Source organism: Stenotrophomonas sp. YJH_SMC_8 (assembly GCF_059371315.1).
This window is the reverse complement of sequence record NZ_JCAFUL010000003.1, coordinates 24,089-38,347: the sequence shown is the minus strand read 5'-3', so window position 1 is coordinate 38,347 and position 14,259 is coordinate 24,089. Positions and strand designations below refer to the sequence as shown.

Sequence of the window (14,259 nt, the reverse complement as noted above, 5' to 3'; positions counted from 1 at the left end):
ATGCTACCCGGCGCGGCCGCGCCACGGTGTGCGCGAATGGGCGGATCAGGCGTCGCGCCCTTCGTCCCTGAGCTTGCGCACACGGGTGGCCGCGGGCTGAAGCGGTTGGCCATCGCGCCCGCGCGGCTGCATGTAGGGCAACGGCCGCCGCGTGCTGGATTCAATCAACTGCGAATGTGCTTCGCCCGCGCCGAAGCGGTGGCGCTCGCCCCACTGGCGCAGCGCGACCAGCAGCGGGAACAGCTCCTGGCCAGCGGCAGTGAGCACGTATTCCTGGTAGGCCGAGCCGTCGGAGGCCGGCTGCAGCCGCAGGATGCCGGCATCGACCAGCCTGCGGAGGCGGTCACTGAGGATGTTGCGTGCCGCGCCGAGGCTGCGCTGGAAGTCGCCGAAGCGGGTGACACCGTCGAACGCATCGCGGATCACCAGCAGCGCCCAGCGATCACCGAGCAGGTCGGCACTGCGGGCGACGGGGCAAGGGCTGTCGGCGTGCATGGGGCATCTCCTGAATGTGGTTGCAGTTTAAAACCAATGTCGTTAGCCTGCATCAGGTTTCAAATTGCAACTGCATGATGAGCGTCTTACCTGTTCCGCGCCCACTGCGGGTCCTGCTTGCGATTGCCGCCGGTGCCAGTGTCGCCAACGTCTATTACGCCCAGCCGCTGCTGGAGCAGCTTGCGCGCGCTTTTGCACTGGACCGTGCGGTGGCCGGCGCGGTACTGGCCGCGACCCAGGCGGGCAGCGTGCTGGCGTTGCTTGGCCTGCTGCCGCTGGCCGACCGCAGTGACCGACGGCACCTGCTGCGGCTGCAACTGGCGGCGCTGGTTGTCGCCCTGCTGTGGCTGGCGGCCGCGCGCACTGCCGGCTGGCTGCTGTCGGGCATGCTGCTGGCCGGACTGCTGGGCACGGCGCTGACGCAGGGGCTGATTGCCTACACGGCAACATTGGCACCGCCCGAGCAGCGCGGTCGCGTGGTGGGCGTGGTGCAGGGCGGTGTATTCATCGGACTGCTGCTGGCGCGTGTGGTGTCGGGTACGGTGGCGGCAGCATTGGGCTGGCAGGCGGTCTATCTGCTGTCGGCGCTGGTGATGGCAACCCTGGCGGTGCTGTTGTGGCGGCGCCTGCCCGCAGTGCCGGTGCCGGAAGTCCCCCCACGCTGGCGCGAGCTGCTGGGCTCGATGCTGGGCATGCTACGCACCGACCGAACGCTGCGCGAGCGTGGGCCGCTGGCACTGCTGCTGTTTGCCGGGCTCAACGTGTTCTGGGCGGCCGCTCCGTTGCCGTTGTCGGCACCGCCATTGCACTGGTCGACTGCGGCCATCGGTGTACTCGGCCTGGCCGGGGTGGTCGGCGCATTGATGGCGGCGCGGGTCGGGCACTGGATGGACCGTGGATTCGCACATCGGGTCAGCCTCGGCGCGCTGCTGCTGATGCTCGCCGCGTGGTGGCCGCTGCTGGGCCTGCCGCACTCGCTGGCGTTGCTGCTGCTGGGCGTGGTGGTGCTGGATCTGGGTGGGCAGGCACTGCACGTCGCCAACCAGGCGCTGCTGCTGCGTGCGCCCGGTGAACAGCATGGACGCCTGGTGGCGCTGTACATGCTGTTCTATGCGATGGGCAGCGGTGCCGGTGCGACGGCGGGCACCTGGATGCAGGCCCATCATGGGTGGCCGGCGGTCTGCCTGCTGGGCGCCGGCATCGCGCTGTTGGCAGTGCTGTGGTGGGGCGCGTGGCGAGTGGCGGCGCTCAATGAATCGGCCGCGGTGCGAAGCGGTAGAGTTTGCCGTCGGTAGAGTCGACTGTTAGTCGACTGCTCTTGCGTCACTTTGCGAAAAACCCCGCGCTGCGCGCGGTAGTCGACTGACAGTCGACTCTACACGCCACCGGGATGTTTCATTTCCGCCGGTTCACCGCTGCAGCGCACGCCGTCCCGGCGCATCCTGCAAGGCGTCGCTGGCCACCACCACCCGGTTGCGACCGCTGCGCTTGGCCTCGTACATCGCGGCGTCGGCGCGCGCCATCAATCGTTCGTAGTCCGGGTGGCCATCATGGCCTGCCACACCGATGCTGGCGGTCAGTTCCAGTACCTGCCCGTTGGCCAGCGTCACTGGCGATTGCGCGATCTGCCTGCGCAGGCTTTCGGCAATCACCCCGGCCTGTGATTCGCTGGCCGCAACCAGCACCACCACGAACTCCTCACCGCCATAGCGGAACAGGTAATCACTGCCGCGTGTGAGCTGCCCCAGCAGGCCGGCCACATGCTGCAACGCGCGGTCGCCGGCATCGTGGCCGTGGCCGTCGTTGATCGCCTTGAAATGGTCCAGATCGAGCAGCAGCAGCGAGAACGGCGTGCGGTTGCGGGTGGCCAGTTCGATTTCCCGGCGCAGCACGGTGGGCAGGAAGCGGCGGTTGAGCAGGTTGGTCAGGGCATCGCTGCCGGCATCCAGTTCGCCGATGCGTTCGAACAGCAGCGTCATCAGGGTGCGGATCGCGGCCAGGTCCTCGCGGATGGCCGGCAGCACCGCCAGTCGCTGCCCCGGAGCATCGCCGCTCGCGCGCTGCAGGTGCCCGTCAATGCGGGCCATCAACTGGCCCACCTGCTGCGTTTCGCTGCTTTCGCCGAAGCTGGGGATGCCCTTGTGGGTGAACCACAGGCCGAACTCCGAAGTGGCGAGGCTGGCGTTGTCGCTGGCCTGCACGTGGCCGGCGAGTGCGTAGAGCAGGGCGTTCTCCCAGTCCAGCAGCAGTGCGCGCTGGCGCTCGCGTTCGGTACCGACGTTCTGTACCAGCGAGAACAGCCGGTAGGCGGCGTCGGCACGGGTGGAGCGTTCGCGCGCATGGGTGTAGGCCAGGGTCATGCCTTCCATGGCGATGTCCATGACCGCGCTGAGGCAGTCGATGGCAGCGAAGGCGGTGGCGCTGTCCGGCGCATCGTCGCGCAGGCGCAGGAACAGTTCGTGCTTGAGCACGCGTGCGCCGCGGGTGACCAGATCGACCGGAATGCCAACCCGCGCATGCACGTCGCCGATCACCCGCTGCGAGGCGACGGTGGCGACGACGCCGGCGGTGTCGGTGGTCAGCAGCTGCACCAGCCAGCGTTGCATCGCCGGCTGCAGGCGTTGCTTGACCTGTTCGTGGGACAGGAAGCGGCGCGCGCGGCCATCCTGCAGCAGCACTTCATAGAAGCGCCCGGCGAGCGCCGGTGGCGCGTCCGCGGCGGCGGCGTGCAGCAGCGCGGTGGCGGCTGGGCCGGCCTGCTGCAGGCACAGCTGCCACGCCTCGGCCAGCGGTTGGCTGGCTTCATCCAGTTGGGGTGTTTCCACGTCGATCTCTGACTGCGTACGGCAAACCACGGGTATCGGCCGCGGCGGCGTGCGGTTGATGGCGGGTTAGCCAGCCAGTTTACGCGCGGTGCAGGGTTGCGCGGTGCGCAAACCACAACGGTGCCGCTGCGGCAATGAGTGAACGCATTTGAGAATCACTCGCATTGATGGGAGAATGCGCGCACGGAGCGGGGTGCAGGTGCCTGCAGCAACGTTCCGCGCCTCCCCCTCGTCGTTGCCTCAAGCCCTTTGCCAGAGGCCCCGTTGCCCTGCCAGAAGGTCCAGACCATGTCCCCTGCCGTTGTCCTTTCGCCGCGCCCACTGGCGCTCGCCGTTGCCGCCCTGTTGGCGGGCGGTGCCCTGACCGCCCATGCCGAAACCGACGCCACCGATATCGACACGGTGCATGTCACTGCCTCGCAGATCGCACGCCAGGCGCTGGGCACCTCGACGATCACCGCTGAGGATATCGCCAGGCGCCCGCCGGCCAACGACATCGCCGAGCTGCTGCGCACCATGCCGGGCGTCAACCTGACCGGCAACAGCGCCTCGGGCCAGTACGGCAACAACCGCCAGATCGATCTGCGTGGCATGGGCCCGGAAAACACCCTGATCCTGGTCGATGGCAAGCGCATCGGTGCCCGCGATGCAGTACGCATGGGCCGCAGCGGCGAGCGCAATACCCGTGGCGATACCAACTGGGTGCCGGCGGAAATGATCGAGCGCATCGAAGTGCTGCGTGGCCCTGCGGCGGCGCGCTACGGCTCGGGTGCCTCCGGTGGCGTGGTCAACATCATCACCAAGCGCCCGACCGGTGATCTGACCGGCGCGGTCGACCTGTATGGCCTGGTGCCCGAGCACAGCGCCGAGGGCGGCAGCGAGCGCGTCGGCCTGCAGCTGAGCGGGCCGATGACCGACACCCTGTCGTTCCGCCTGTACGGCAACCTCAACAAGACCGACGCCGATTCGCTGGACCTCAACCGACAGTACGCCACCAATCCGAACGCGGTGCCACCGGCCGGCCGCGAGGGCGTCAAGAATCGTGATGTCAACGCGCTGCTGCGCTGGGACGTGACCGCCAACCAGGTGGTCGAGTTCGAAGCCGGCACCAGCCGTCAGGGCAACATCTATGCCGGCGACCGTGCGGTCAGCACCACCGGCACTTCGACCGGCATCGATCTGGCCGCCCTGGCCGACGACAAGGCGGAAACCAACCGCATGTACCGCACCACCGGCGCGATCACCCATCGTGGCCGCTGGGGCGATGTCACCTCGCGGGTGACGGCCGCGGTGGAAGCGGTGAACAACTCGCGCATCAATGAAGGCCTTGCCGGTGGCCCGGAAGGCAGTTTCAACGGCACCGACTGGTCGACCTCGCGCCTGCGCAACTACCAGCTGGATGGCGAAGTGAGCTTCCCGACCACGCTGGGCGGCGCCGAGAACATCTGGACGCTGGGCTTCGAGTACCTCGACAGCCGGCTGACCGATCCTTACTCGATGAGCCAGTCCAGCACCAGCGGCGGCGGCTTCCCGGGACTGTCGGCCGATCGTGCGCGCGGCAAGTCCGATGCGCAGACCACCGCCGTGTTCGTCGAAGACAACATCTACCTGGGTGAGCGCTGGATCGTCACCCCGGGCCTGCGCTTCGACCACCACAGCCAGTTCGGCAACAACACCAGCCCCAGCCTCAATGCGCAGTTCCGCATCAACAGCGACTGGGTGGTGAAGGGCGGCATCGCACGTGCGTTCAAGGCACCGAACCTGTACCAGTCGAATCCGGACTATCTGTACTACACCCGCGGCAACGGTTGCCCGAATGCACTGCCGAGCCTGGGCGCCGGCTGCTACATGCGCGGCAACGCGGACCTGAAGGCGGAAACCAGCCTGAACAAGGAACTGGGCATCGAGTGGGCGCCGCAGAGCGGCTGGCAGGCGTCGCTGACCTACTTCCACAACGACTACAAGGACAAGATCCAGGCCGGCTACGTCCAGATCGGCCTGACCGCCGACGGCCGCGGCCGCATCTTCCGCTGGGAGAACGCACCGAAGGCGATCGTGCAGGGGCTGGAAGGCAACCTGGTGATCCCGCTGCTGGGCGAGCAGGGCAACCGCCTGAAGTGGAGCAACAACTTCACCTACATGGTGGAGAACGAGAACAAGACCACGCGCCAGCCGTTGTCGGTGATCCCGAAGTACACGATCAACACGATGCTGGACTGGCAGGCCACCGACAAGCTGTCGGTGCTGCTGACCGGCACCTTCTACGGCAAGCAGAAGCCGGCCACCGCCAACATCAACAACGATCCGCGCTGCACCGGCAGCTGTGATGCGTCGATCGCACTGCAGGACCGCGGTGCCTACAACATCTGGGGCGTGAGCGCGCGCTACAAGGTGACCGAGACGGTCAGCTTCGGCTTCGGCGTCAACAACCTGGCCGACAAGCGCCTGTTCCGCGAGGCCAACAGCAGCGATGCCGGGGCGGCGACCTACAACGAGCCGGGCCGCGCGTACTGGGCCAGCCTGCGCTTCGGCTTCTGACCGCGCGGGGCGTTGCTCCGCTGCGCTCGCCAGGCATGGCCTGGCGCTACCCTGGTAGCGCCGGGCCATGAGCGGCGGCGTTCCAGCCGCGGTAGCGCAGGGCCATGCCCGGCGGCCTCAATCCCGCAGGCCTGCAATGTTATAAACACCGTGATAGTTTCCCCACGGCCGCCAGCGTAGCCTGCCTCCATCGCAAAGGAGCTGTTGCCATGGGCCACGACCACGACCACCTGCCGTCCGAGATCCGCCACGAGAAACCCTTGTGGTGGGCACTCGGCCTGACCTCCACCTTCCTCGTCGTCGAGGTGGTGGGCGCGTTCTGGACCAACAGCCTGGCGCTGCTGTCCGACGCGGCGCACATGGCCACCGATGCACTGGCGCTGATGATCGCGCTGATCGCGGTGCGGCTGAGCCGGCGCCCGCCGGATGCGCGCCGCACCTATGGGTATGCGCGCCTGGAAGCACTGGGCGCGATGATCAACGGCGCGATGCTGTTCGTGGTTGCCGGCTACATCCTGTGGGAAGCCGTCGGGCGCTTCAGCAAGCCGCAGGAGATCGCCTCCACCGGCATGCTGGTGATCGCCTCGGCCGGTCTGGTCATCAACCTGATCTCGATGCGCCTGCTGCAGGCCGGCAGCGGCGAGAGCCTCAACGTTAAGGGCGCCTACCTGGAAGTGTGGGCGGACATGCTCGGCTCGGTGGCGGTGATCGCCGGTGCGGTGCTGATCCAGTTCACCGGCTGGAAGCCGATCGATCCGATCCTGGCGGTGCTGATCGGCCTGTGGGTACTGCCGCGCACCTGGGTGCTGATGCGCGAGGCGATCAACGTGCTGCTGGAAGGCGTGCCCAAGGGCATGGACGTGGCCAAGGTGCGCGACAGCCTGTCGGGGCACGACGCGGTACTCGATGTGCATGACCTGCATGTGTGGGCGCTGGCCTCCAGCACGCCGGCGCTGACCGCGCATGTCGTGATGCGCGACGGCACCGATGCCGATGCGCTGCGCCGTGAGCTGGGCGCCCGCCTGCACGATGATTTCGGCATCGAGCACGTGACGCTGCAGATCGAAGCGGACCACTGCGGTGAAGCCTGTGGCGAGCCGGCACCGGCCAAGCGCGGCGAGCACGAGGGCCATGAAGGCCACGACCATGGCGAGGACGCGCAGGGCCATCGCGGCCACGTGCATCGTTGAATGGGATGTGCCGTCACGCGGATCGGGTGAAACCGACCGGGCGAAACCGGTGGGGCAAAACCGCTTGAACGAAACCGGCTGGACGAATCCGGCTTGGTAGAGTCGACTGTCAGTCGACTGCTCTCCTACGAGGCTGCTACAAAGCCCGCGCTGCGCGCGTTAGTCGACTGTCAGTCGACTCTACCCTGTCGCGAGGCCAGTTGGGTCGGTTCCGGCAAGAGGCCGCCATGCAGAGTCTGCTACGAAACCAGCGGGGTGGGACCGCCTTGGTAGAGTCGACTGTCAGTCGACTGCTCTCCTGCGAGGCTGCTACAAAGCCCGCGCTGCGCGCGTTAGTCGACTGACAGTCGACTCTACCCTGTCGCGAGGCCAGTTGGGTCGGTTCCGGCAGGAGGCCGCCATGCAGAGTCTGCTACGAAACCAGCGGGGCGGAACCGCCTTGGTAGAGTCGACTGTTAGTCGACTGCTCTCCCGCGAGGCTGCGACAAAGCCCGCGCTGCGCGCGTTAGTCGACTGACAGTCGACTCTACCCAGTCGTCCCGACGCGATCGCGCAGGCTGCATCCGTCCAGAGCAGCGAAGGTCATTCGTCCCGTCGGGAAGCCAGCCGATCCGCCAGCCGGGTCGGCTCAGGCAGTCGGTAACCGCGCAGGGTGCGCTGCACCCAGTCCAGCGCGGTATCGGCACTGACCCGATGGCCGCCAGCGACGAACAGCGGCTTGCAGCGCAGCTTGCTGCGCAGCACCCAGCCCAGCTGCTCATCGCCGTCCAGCAGTGGTGTATGCGCGCCCGCTTCGGCGCCCGGTTCGACGAACCGGCCGACCAGCTTCGACTTGGCCACACCGATGCTCGGCAGGTCGGTGACAACACCCAGGTGCGCGGCCACGCCCAGCCGGCGGGGATGGCTGATGCCGTGGCCATCGACGAACACCAGGTCCGGCGTGCGTGGCAGCAGTGCCAGTGCGGCCAGCAGTGCCGGCAGCTCGCGGAAGCTGAGCAGGCCAGGAATGTAGGGCATCACCGTGGGGATGCGCGCGATCTCCTGCGCCACGGGCTGCAGCGTCTTCGCATCCAGCAACACCGCTGCGGCACGGGTGGTGGCACCGTTGTCCTCGAAGCCGACATCGAGCCCGGCCAGCCAGCGCACGTCGCGGGGCAGGCGGTCCTGACGCTCCACGCGGCCGGCAAGCTGGGTCTGCTGCGCGCGGGCAGTGGCGACGCTGCCTTCCCAGCGTCCGGGGTCGATCACCGTATTCATTGGCCGCAGCATCGCATGCGCGGTGCCACGGCCCGGTGAGCGGCGGCCGGGGCTACAATGGCGGCCTGCCTTTCCTCGCGTTGGAGACCCTGCAGTGACCCGTAAACTCGTACTGTTGCGCCATGGCCAGAGCCAGTGGAACCTGGACAACCGCTTCACCGGCTGGGTTGATGTCGACCTGACCGAGCAGGGTCGCCGGGAAGCGGCCGCCGCCGGTCGCCTGATGCGCGAGGAAGGCCTGCAGTTCGACGTCGCCCACACCTCCGTGCTGAAGCGCGCCATCCACACCCTGCAGGGTGCGCTGGCCGAGCTGGAGCAGGACTGGCTGCCGGTGAACAAGTCCTGGCGTCTCAACGAGCGCCACTACGGTGGCCTGCAGGGCCTGGACAAGGCCGAGACCGCCGCCAAGCACGGCGAGGACCAGGTCAAGGTGTGGCGTCGTTCGTACGACATCCCGCCGCCGCCGATGGATCTGGAGGATCCGGGCCACCCGATCCATGACCGCCGCTACGCCGGCCTGGACCGCAACGCGCTGCCGGGCACCGAATCGCTGGCCACCACCCTTGACCGCGTGCTGCCGTACTGGCACGACGCGATCGCGCCGCAGCTGAAGGACGGCAAGACCGTGCTGGTCACCGCCCACGGCAACTCGCTGCGCGCGCTGTACAAGTACCTCAACAACGTCTCGCGCGAGGAAATCCTCGAGCTGAACATCCCGACCGGCATCCCGCTGCTGTTCGAACTGAACGACGATCTGACGGTGAAGTCGTTCCGCTACCTGGGCGACCCGGAAGCCGCCCGCAAGGCCGCCGAAGCCGTGGCCAACCAGGGCAAGGCGAAATAAGAAGCAGAAGGCCGGCGCAAGCCGGCCTTTGCGTAACTTGTGTTCTTGTACTCCGGCGATCGATGATTCGTCGCGGTATCGATTTGCAATTCGCGTTATCGATTTACAATTTTTTCAATATTGTCGCCGAACTTGTCGAATGATACTGACTGCATTAAATCATCAGATAATTTCTGCACGAACATAAGTTCCTCAATGCCTCTCTGTTCGAGATTTTTTCTCAGTCTGAAATAGAATTTTTTGTCGGGTTGTTCCACTTTCTTTCCGCTATAGTGCGTGTTGTGCTCCGCAATTAGCGAGTCCAATGATTCGAGTTGGAAGTACTTGTCGTTCACCGTCCTCTTAAGGACTGGATCCTTTCCTTCATATATGGCGCTATACAAGAGCTTTTCAATGCTCTTGATTGGGAGGAATAGCTTTCGCAGATCGGGGTGGTTTTTGGATGCCTCGTTCTCTACATCGCCATCTAATATGCTGAACACCTGTCGGCCGACGCCCAGTACATTTCCTCGAAGCAGGTCTTGCTGCAGAGTTAGAACGTTCTTCCATCCGCCAGCAGGGACTACGTGGATCAGTTTGCTTGCAGAAAGTCCTCGATTTTCAATTACTTTTTCGACCAGAGTCTTTGCAAGGATGTCTTCAACCAGTAGGAGGAAATCAAATCCATCATGCCTATAAACGTCGCGAATCACGTAGCTCGGGAAACCTGGATTGACTACGTCAACTATTCCGAGATTGTTTTCGATCTTGTAGATATTCTTTGGCTTTATTTTTCTTATCACCTCGGGCGAGTGGGATGTCAGGATGACGGTGAGATTGGCTGACGTGTGGACCAGTTCCTCCATCAGGTCAATAAAGCGGCTTACTGCGATTGGATGTAGTGCAACCTCAATTTCGTCGATGAGGACGAGGATTGGTTTATCTGGCGTAAGTGATCGCCTTACGATTGCGTTGTATACGAAGTGAAGGAGTGAAATTAGCAAGCACTCGCCTGAACTCATTCGATACTGACTTATTAGTCTTCCGTTTACGGAATTAAAATATGGCGTGCTTGCGAATCCTAGTTTCGCTGAGATATTTTTGTTCTTTATTCTCTTTAGGTTCGGATACTTGTCCTTTGAGCCGCTTAAAATAAAGCTAAGCTTTTCCTTGACGTAGTCATCTGCGTCAACTATTTCCTCATCCTTGATGTTGCCGTCGCGAAGGTGTGAGTCAACGGTTCGAGAGTCATTGAATCTAGTGCCGTAGAAGAGGCTTCCTTCGTACATTCCATTTACGGAGACCATTTTTTTGGGGATTTGCCATCTCGTCGATCCTAGCCAATCATCAACCTCGCTATCCAGTGAAATTTGAACCCTGGACGATTGATCGTAGTCCTCATCTCCGAGCGATTCGAGCGATCGCTTGATGGATTGCGACAGAGCAAGGAGGATTGTGCTTTTACCGGATCCGTTGCTTCCAACTATCAGATTAAGGCTCTTTTCAAGAGGGAGTTCGAGTTTTGCATACTTTATGTTCTTTACATTTTCAATGGTGATTGAAAGTTCTTTCACTTTTGCATTCCTTGCGATCTCGGCTGGTCTGTCCGGCAAGGACGGAGACTATCCGGAAATGCTTGCGTGAGGAAGTTGCAAAGTCTTAGGGTGTTTGCCTGCACCTGTGACCTTTGGCCGGTCCCCGCGCTGGGCCTTCCCGGCTACCCTGTGAAATTACCCGCAGGAGAGCCTCATGAACTTCCGCAACCTGGCCCCGCTGGGCCTGACCATCGCCATTGCTGCCTCGCTGGCCGCCTGTGGCAAGAATGAATCTGCGTCGGCTGCCAACGCCGACGCCAAGCCGGCCTTCGACCAGTCGCAGATCAAGACCCCGCTGATCTCGCTCAACAGCGCCGATCTGGACCCGTCGATCTCGGCCTGTACCGACCTCAATGGCTTCGTCAACAGCAAGTGGCTGAAGGCCAACCCGGTGCCGGGCGACCAGACCACCTGGGGCAGCTTCGAGATCCTTCGCGAGCGCTCGCTGGAAGTGCAGCACACGCTGGTGCAGCAGGCCGCCGCCAGCCAGGCCAAGGCCGGCTCGGTGGAAGCCAAGATCGGTGACATCTGGAAGACCGGCAACGACGAAGCCAAGATCGAAGCCGCCGGCCTGGCGCCGCTGCAGCCGCAGCTGGACAAGATCACCGCGCTGAACGACACGGCCGCCATCACCCAGTACCTGCGCGACAGCCAGGCCGAGGGTAAGGGCGTGCTGTTCTCGCTGTTCGCCAATGCCGACTACAAGGATTCGGCCAACGTCATCGCCTACGTCGGCCAGGGCGGCCTCGGCCTGCCGGAGAAGGGCTATTACTTCGACGACGCGCAGGCCAAGATCCGCGATGCCTACGTGGCCTACATCGCACAGGTGCTGACCCTGTCCGGCGTGGACGCCGCGCAGGCCGCCGAGCAGGCCAAGGCCGTGATGGCCTTCGAGACCCGCCTGGCCAAGGCCTCGATGTCGCGCATCGAAATGCGTGACCCGGCCAAGCGCTACAACCCGCTCAGCGCCGCCGACGCCGACAAGCTGACCCCGAACTTCAGCTGGACCGCGCTGTTCGACACCCTGAAGGTGCCGGCCGCGCAGAAGTTCTCGCTGGCCCAGCCGGGCTTCTTCGGTGAAATGGACAAGATGCTGGCCGACGTGCCGGCCAGCACCTGGCAGGCCTACCTGCGCTTCCACACCATCGACGACGCCTCGCCGTACCTGAGCAGCCAGTTCGAGAAGGCCAACTTCGATTTCTACGGCACCACCCTGCGTGGCCAGAAGGAAATGCAGCCGCGCTGGAAGCGCGTGCTGGAGTCGGTCAACGGCGGCATGGGTGAAGCGCTGGGCCAGCTGTACGTCGACGCCGTGTTCCCGGCCGAATCCAAGGTGGCCATGCAGCACCTGGTGGAAAACCTGTCGCAGGCGCTGAAGGCGCGCCTGGAGCAGCTGCCGTGGATGGGCGAAGAAACCAAGAAGAAGGCACTGGAGAAGTGGGCCAGCTTCACCCCGAAGATCGGTTACCCGGACAAGTGGCGTGACTGGGCGGGCCTGCAGACCAACGGCGACAGCTACCTGGGCAACATGCAGGCGGCGCGCGCGTTCAACTACCGCTACATGCTGGACAAGATCGGTAAGCCGGTGGACAAGACCGAGTGGGGCATGACCCCGCAGACGGTCAACGCCTACTACAACGCCACCAAGAACGAGATCGTGTTCCCGGCGGCGATCCTGCAGGCGCCGTTCTTCGACGCCAAGGCCGATCCGGCGCTGAACTACGGCGGCATCGGTGCGGTCATCGGCCACGAGATGATGCACGGCTACGACGACTCGGGCAGCCAGTTCGCCGCCAACGGCAACTTCGACAACTGGTGGACCGACGCGGACCGCAAGGCCTTTACCGAGCGTACTGACCAGCTGGTCGCACAGTTCGATGGCTACGAGTCGGTGCCGGGCGTGTTCGTGAAGGGCAAGCTGACCCTGGGCGAGAACATCGGCGACCTCGGCGGCCTGACCGTGGCCTACGACGCACTGCAGATGGCGCTGAAGGAAAACCCGAAGGCGAATGTCGAGGTCGATGGGCACAGCCAGGACCAGCGCTTCTTCATGAACTGGGCCACCGTGTGGCGTCGCAACTTCACCGATGGTGAACTGCGCGTGCGCCTGAACACCGACCCGCATGCCCCGGCCAACTTCCGTGCCAACGGTGCGCCGTCGAACATGCCGTCCTTCGCTGCGGCGTTCCAGTGCAAGGCTGGCGACGCGATGGTGCGTGCCGACGACAAGCGCGTGGTGATCTGGTAATCGATCGCACGTGATGCGTGATGCAGAAGGCCCGGCGAACGCCGGGCCTTTTGTTTGCCGGCACGATGGCGCCGGATCGGTAGAGTCGACTGTCAGTCGACTATCGCGCGCAGCGCGGGATTTTCGCGATCTGAAGGAAGAGCGGTCGCCCCTCTGGGCCGATGGAGCCAGGTCGGTAGAGTCGACTGTTAGTCGACTATCGCGCGTAGCGCGGGATTTTCGCGATCTGTAGGAAGAGCAGTCGACTAACAGTCGACTCTACCAGCAAGTCGGTCGGCGCATCAGCCGCCGTGCCCGTCGGCAAGTCGGTCGGCGCATCAGCCGCCGTGCCCGTCGGCAAGTCGGTCGGCGCATCAGCGGCCGTGTCCGTCGGCAAGTCGGTCGACGCATCAGCCGCCGTGCCCGTCGGCAAGTCGGTCGGCGCATCAGCCGCCGTGTCCGTCGGCAAGTCGGTCGGCGCATCAGCCGACGTGTCCGTCGGCAAGTCGGTCGACGCATCAGCCGCCGTGCCCGTCGGCAAGTCGGTCGACGCATCAGCCGACGTGTCCACCCGTAAGTCGGTTAGCACATCAGCCGCCGCGTCAGCGGGCGCATCCGTCAGCACATCAGCCGACGGGTCACTTCACGTTCGGGAAGGACTCAGGCCAGCGCCGGTTCCTGTGCCAGCATGCGATGAAAGCGCTGCAGCACATACGGATCGATCAGCCCACCCGACTGCTCGTCGATGATGCGCATCGCAGTATCGTGTTCCATCGCGGCACGGTAGGGGCGCACGCTGGTCATCGCGTCATAGGCGTCGGCCACGGTCATGATGCGGGAACCCAGCGGAATACCCTCACCGCGCAGCCCATCGGGGTAGCCGCTGCCATCGAAGGCCTCGTGATGGGCGCGGATCAGCCGCGCAACCGGTGCCGCGTCGCTGCGGCCGGTGGCGAGGAAGATGTGTTCACCGCGAACGGGATGCTCGCGCATGATCGCGCGTTCCTCCTCGGTGTGCCGGCGCGGCGTCAGCAGCACCTCGTCGGGGATGCCGATCTTGCCGATGTCATGGAAGCGCGCGGCCAGGCTGATCTGCGAACAGGCATCGTCATCGAGATCGCAGTGCACGGCCAGGCGCTGCGCAAGCAGGCCGACGCGGTCGCAGTGGTGGCGGGTGTAGGCATCACGCATCTGCAGCGACATCGAAAGGGCATCGATCAGGCAGGCCTGCGCGTGCAGCAGGTCGGGGGCGGGTACGGCGTCAGGAAACATGGTCATCCGCCCGCACCGGGTGGGGACCGGTGCGGGG

11 protein-coding genes are annotated in these 14,259 nt (G+C 64.6%); 5 read left to right on the top strand and 6 right to left on the bottom strand.

Annotated elements, in window-relative coordinates:
- Window positions 1-45 precede the first annotated feature (45 nt).
- Window positions 46-495 (bottom strand): winged helix-turn-helix transcriptional regulator, encoded by a 450-nt coding sequence (locus AC5P88_RS03960; RefSeq protein ID WP_106549549.1) that lies wholly within the window; start codon window positions 493-495, stop codon window positions 46-48.
- A gap of 77 nt (window positions 496-572) precedes the next feature.
- On the opposite strand from AC5P88_RS03960, the gene AC5P88_RS03955 reads away from it, so the two are divergent.
- Window positions 573-1,790, top strand: coding sequence for an MFS transporter (locus tag AC5P88_RS03955; protein ID WP_495224364.1), 1,218 nt, complete (start codon window positions 573-575; stop codon window positions 1,788-1,790).
- Window positions 1,791-1,904: 114 nt separating this feature from the next.
- Here AC5P88_RS03955 and AC5P88_RS03950 read toward each other — a convergent pair whose 3' ends face one another.
- The gene (locus AC5P88_RS03950; RefSeq protein ID WP_495224362.1) at window positions 1,905-3,320 is read right to left on the bottom strand and encodes a GGDEF domain-containing protein; all 1,416 of its coding nucleotides are present in this window, start codon (window positions 3,318-3,320) and stop codon (window positions 1,905-1,907) included.
- 288 nt (window positions 3,321-3,608) lie between these two features.
- Here AC5P88_RS03950 and AC5P88_RS03945 point away from each other — a divergent pair, with 288 nt between their 5' ends.
- Window positions 3,609-5,858, top strand: a complete 2,250-nt coding sequence (locus AC5P88_RS03945; protein WP_495224361.1) for a TonB-dependent siderophore receptor — start codon at window positions 3,609-3,611, stop codon at window positions 5,856-5,858.
- Window positions 5,859-6,067: 209 nt separating this feature from the next.
- Window positions 6,068-7,048, top strand: a complete 981-nt coding sequence (locus AC5P88_RS03940; protein ID WP_495224360.1) for a cation diffusion facilitator family transporter — start codon at window positions 6,068-6,070, stop codon at window positions 7,046-7,048.
- Window positions 7,049-7,630: 582 nt separating this feature from the next.
- Here AC5P88_RS03940 and nfi read toward each other — a convergent pair.
- On the bottom strand, window positions 7,631-8,305 hold the full coding sequence (gene nfi / locus AC5P88_RS03935; protein ID WP_495224359.1) for a deoxyribonuclease V: 675 nt from the start codon (window positions 8,303-8,305) through the stop codon (window positions 7,631-7,633).
- Window positions 8,306-8,399: 94 nt separating this feature from the next.
- Between nfi and gpmA the strand changes: the two genes are divergently transcribed.
- On the top strand, window positions 8,400-9,149 hold the full coding sequence (gene gpmA / locus AC5P88_RS03930) for a 2,3-diphosphoglycerate-dependent phosphoglycerate mutase (protein ID WP_495224358.1): 750 nt from the start codon (window positions 8,400-8,402) through the stop codon (window positions 9,147-9,149).
- Window positions 9,150-9,244: 95 nt separating this feature from the next.
- Here gpmA and AC5P88_RS03925 read toward each other — a convergent pair whose 3' ends face one another.
- Window positions 9,245-10,702, bottom strand: coding sequence for an ATP-dependent nuclease (locus tag AC5P88_RS03925; protein WP_495224356.1), 1,458 nt, complete (start codon window positions 10,700-10,702; stop codon window positions 9,245-9,247).
- Window positions 10,703-10,877: 175 nt separating this feature from the next.
- On the opposite strand from AC5P88_RS03925, the gene AC5P88_RS03920 reads away from it, so the two are divergent.
- A complete protein-coding gene (locus AC5P88_RS03920; RefSeq protein ID WP_495224355.1) occupies window positions 10,878-12,971 on the top strand; it encodes a M13 family metallopeptidase in 2,094 nt (697 codons plus the stop codon).
- A 196-nt stretch (window positions 12,972-13,167) separates the two neighbouring features.
- Here AC5P88_RS03920 and AC5P88_RS03915 read toward each other — a convergent pair whose 3' ends face one another.
- Both AC5P88_RS03915 and AC5P88_RS03910 read right to left on the bottom strand, forming a co-directional pair.
- Window positions 13,168-13,521, bottom strand: a complete 354-nt coding sequence (locus tag AC5P88_RS03915; RefSeq protein WP_495224354.1) for a hypothetical protein — start codon at window positions 13,519-13,521, stop codon at window positions 13,168-13,170.
- A gap of 89 nt (window positions 13,522-13,610) precedes the next feature.
- Complete coding sequence (locus tag AC5P88_RS03910; RefSeq protein ID WP_495224353.1) at window positions 13,611-14,228, bottom strand: HD-GYP domain-containing protein; 618 nt, start codon at window positions 14,226-14,228, stop codon at window positions 13,611-13,613.
- Window positions 14,229-14,259 lie beyond the last annotated feature (31 nt).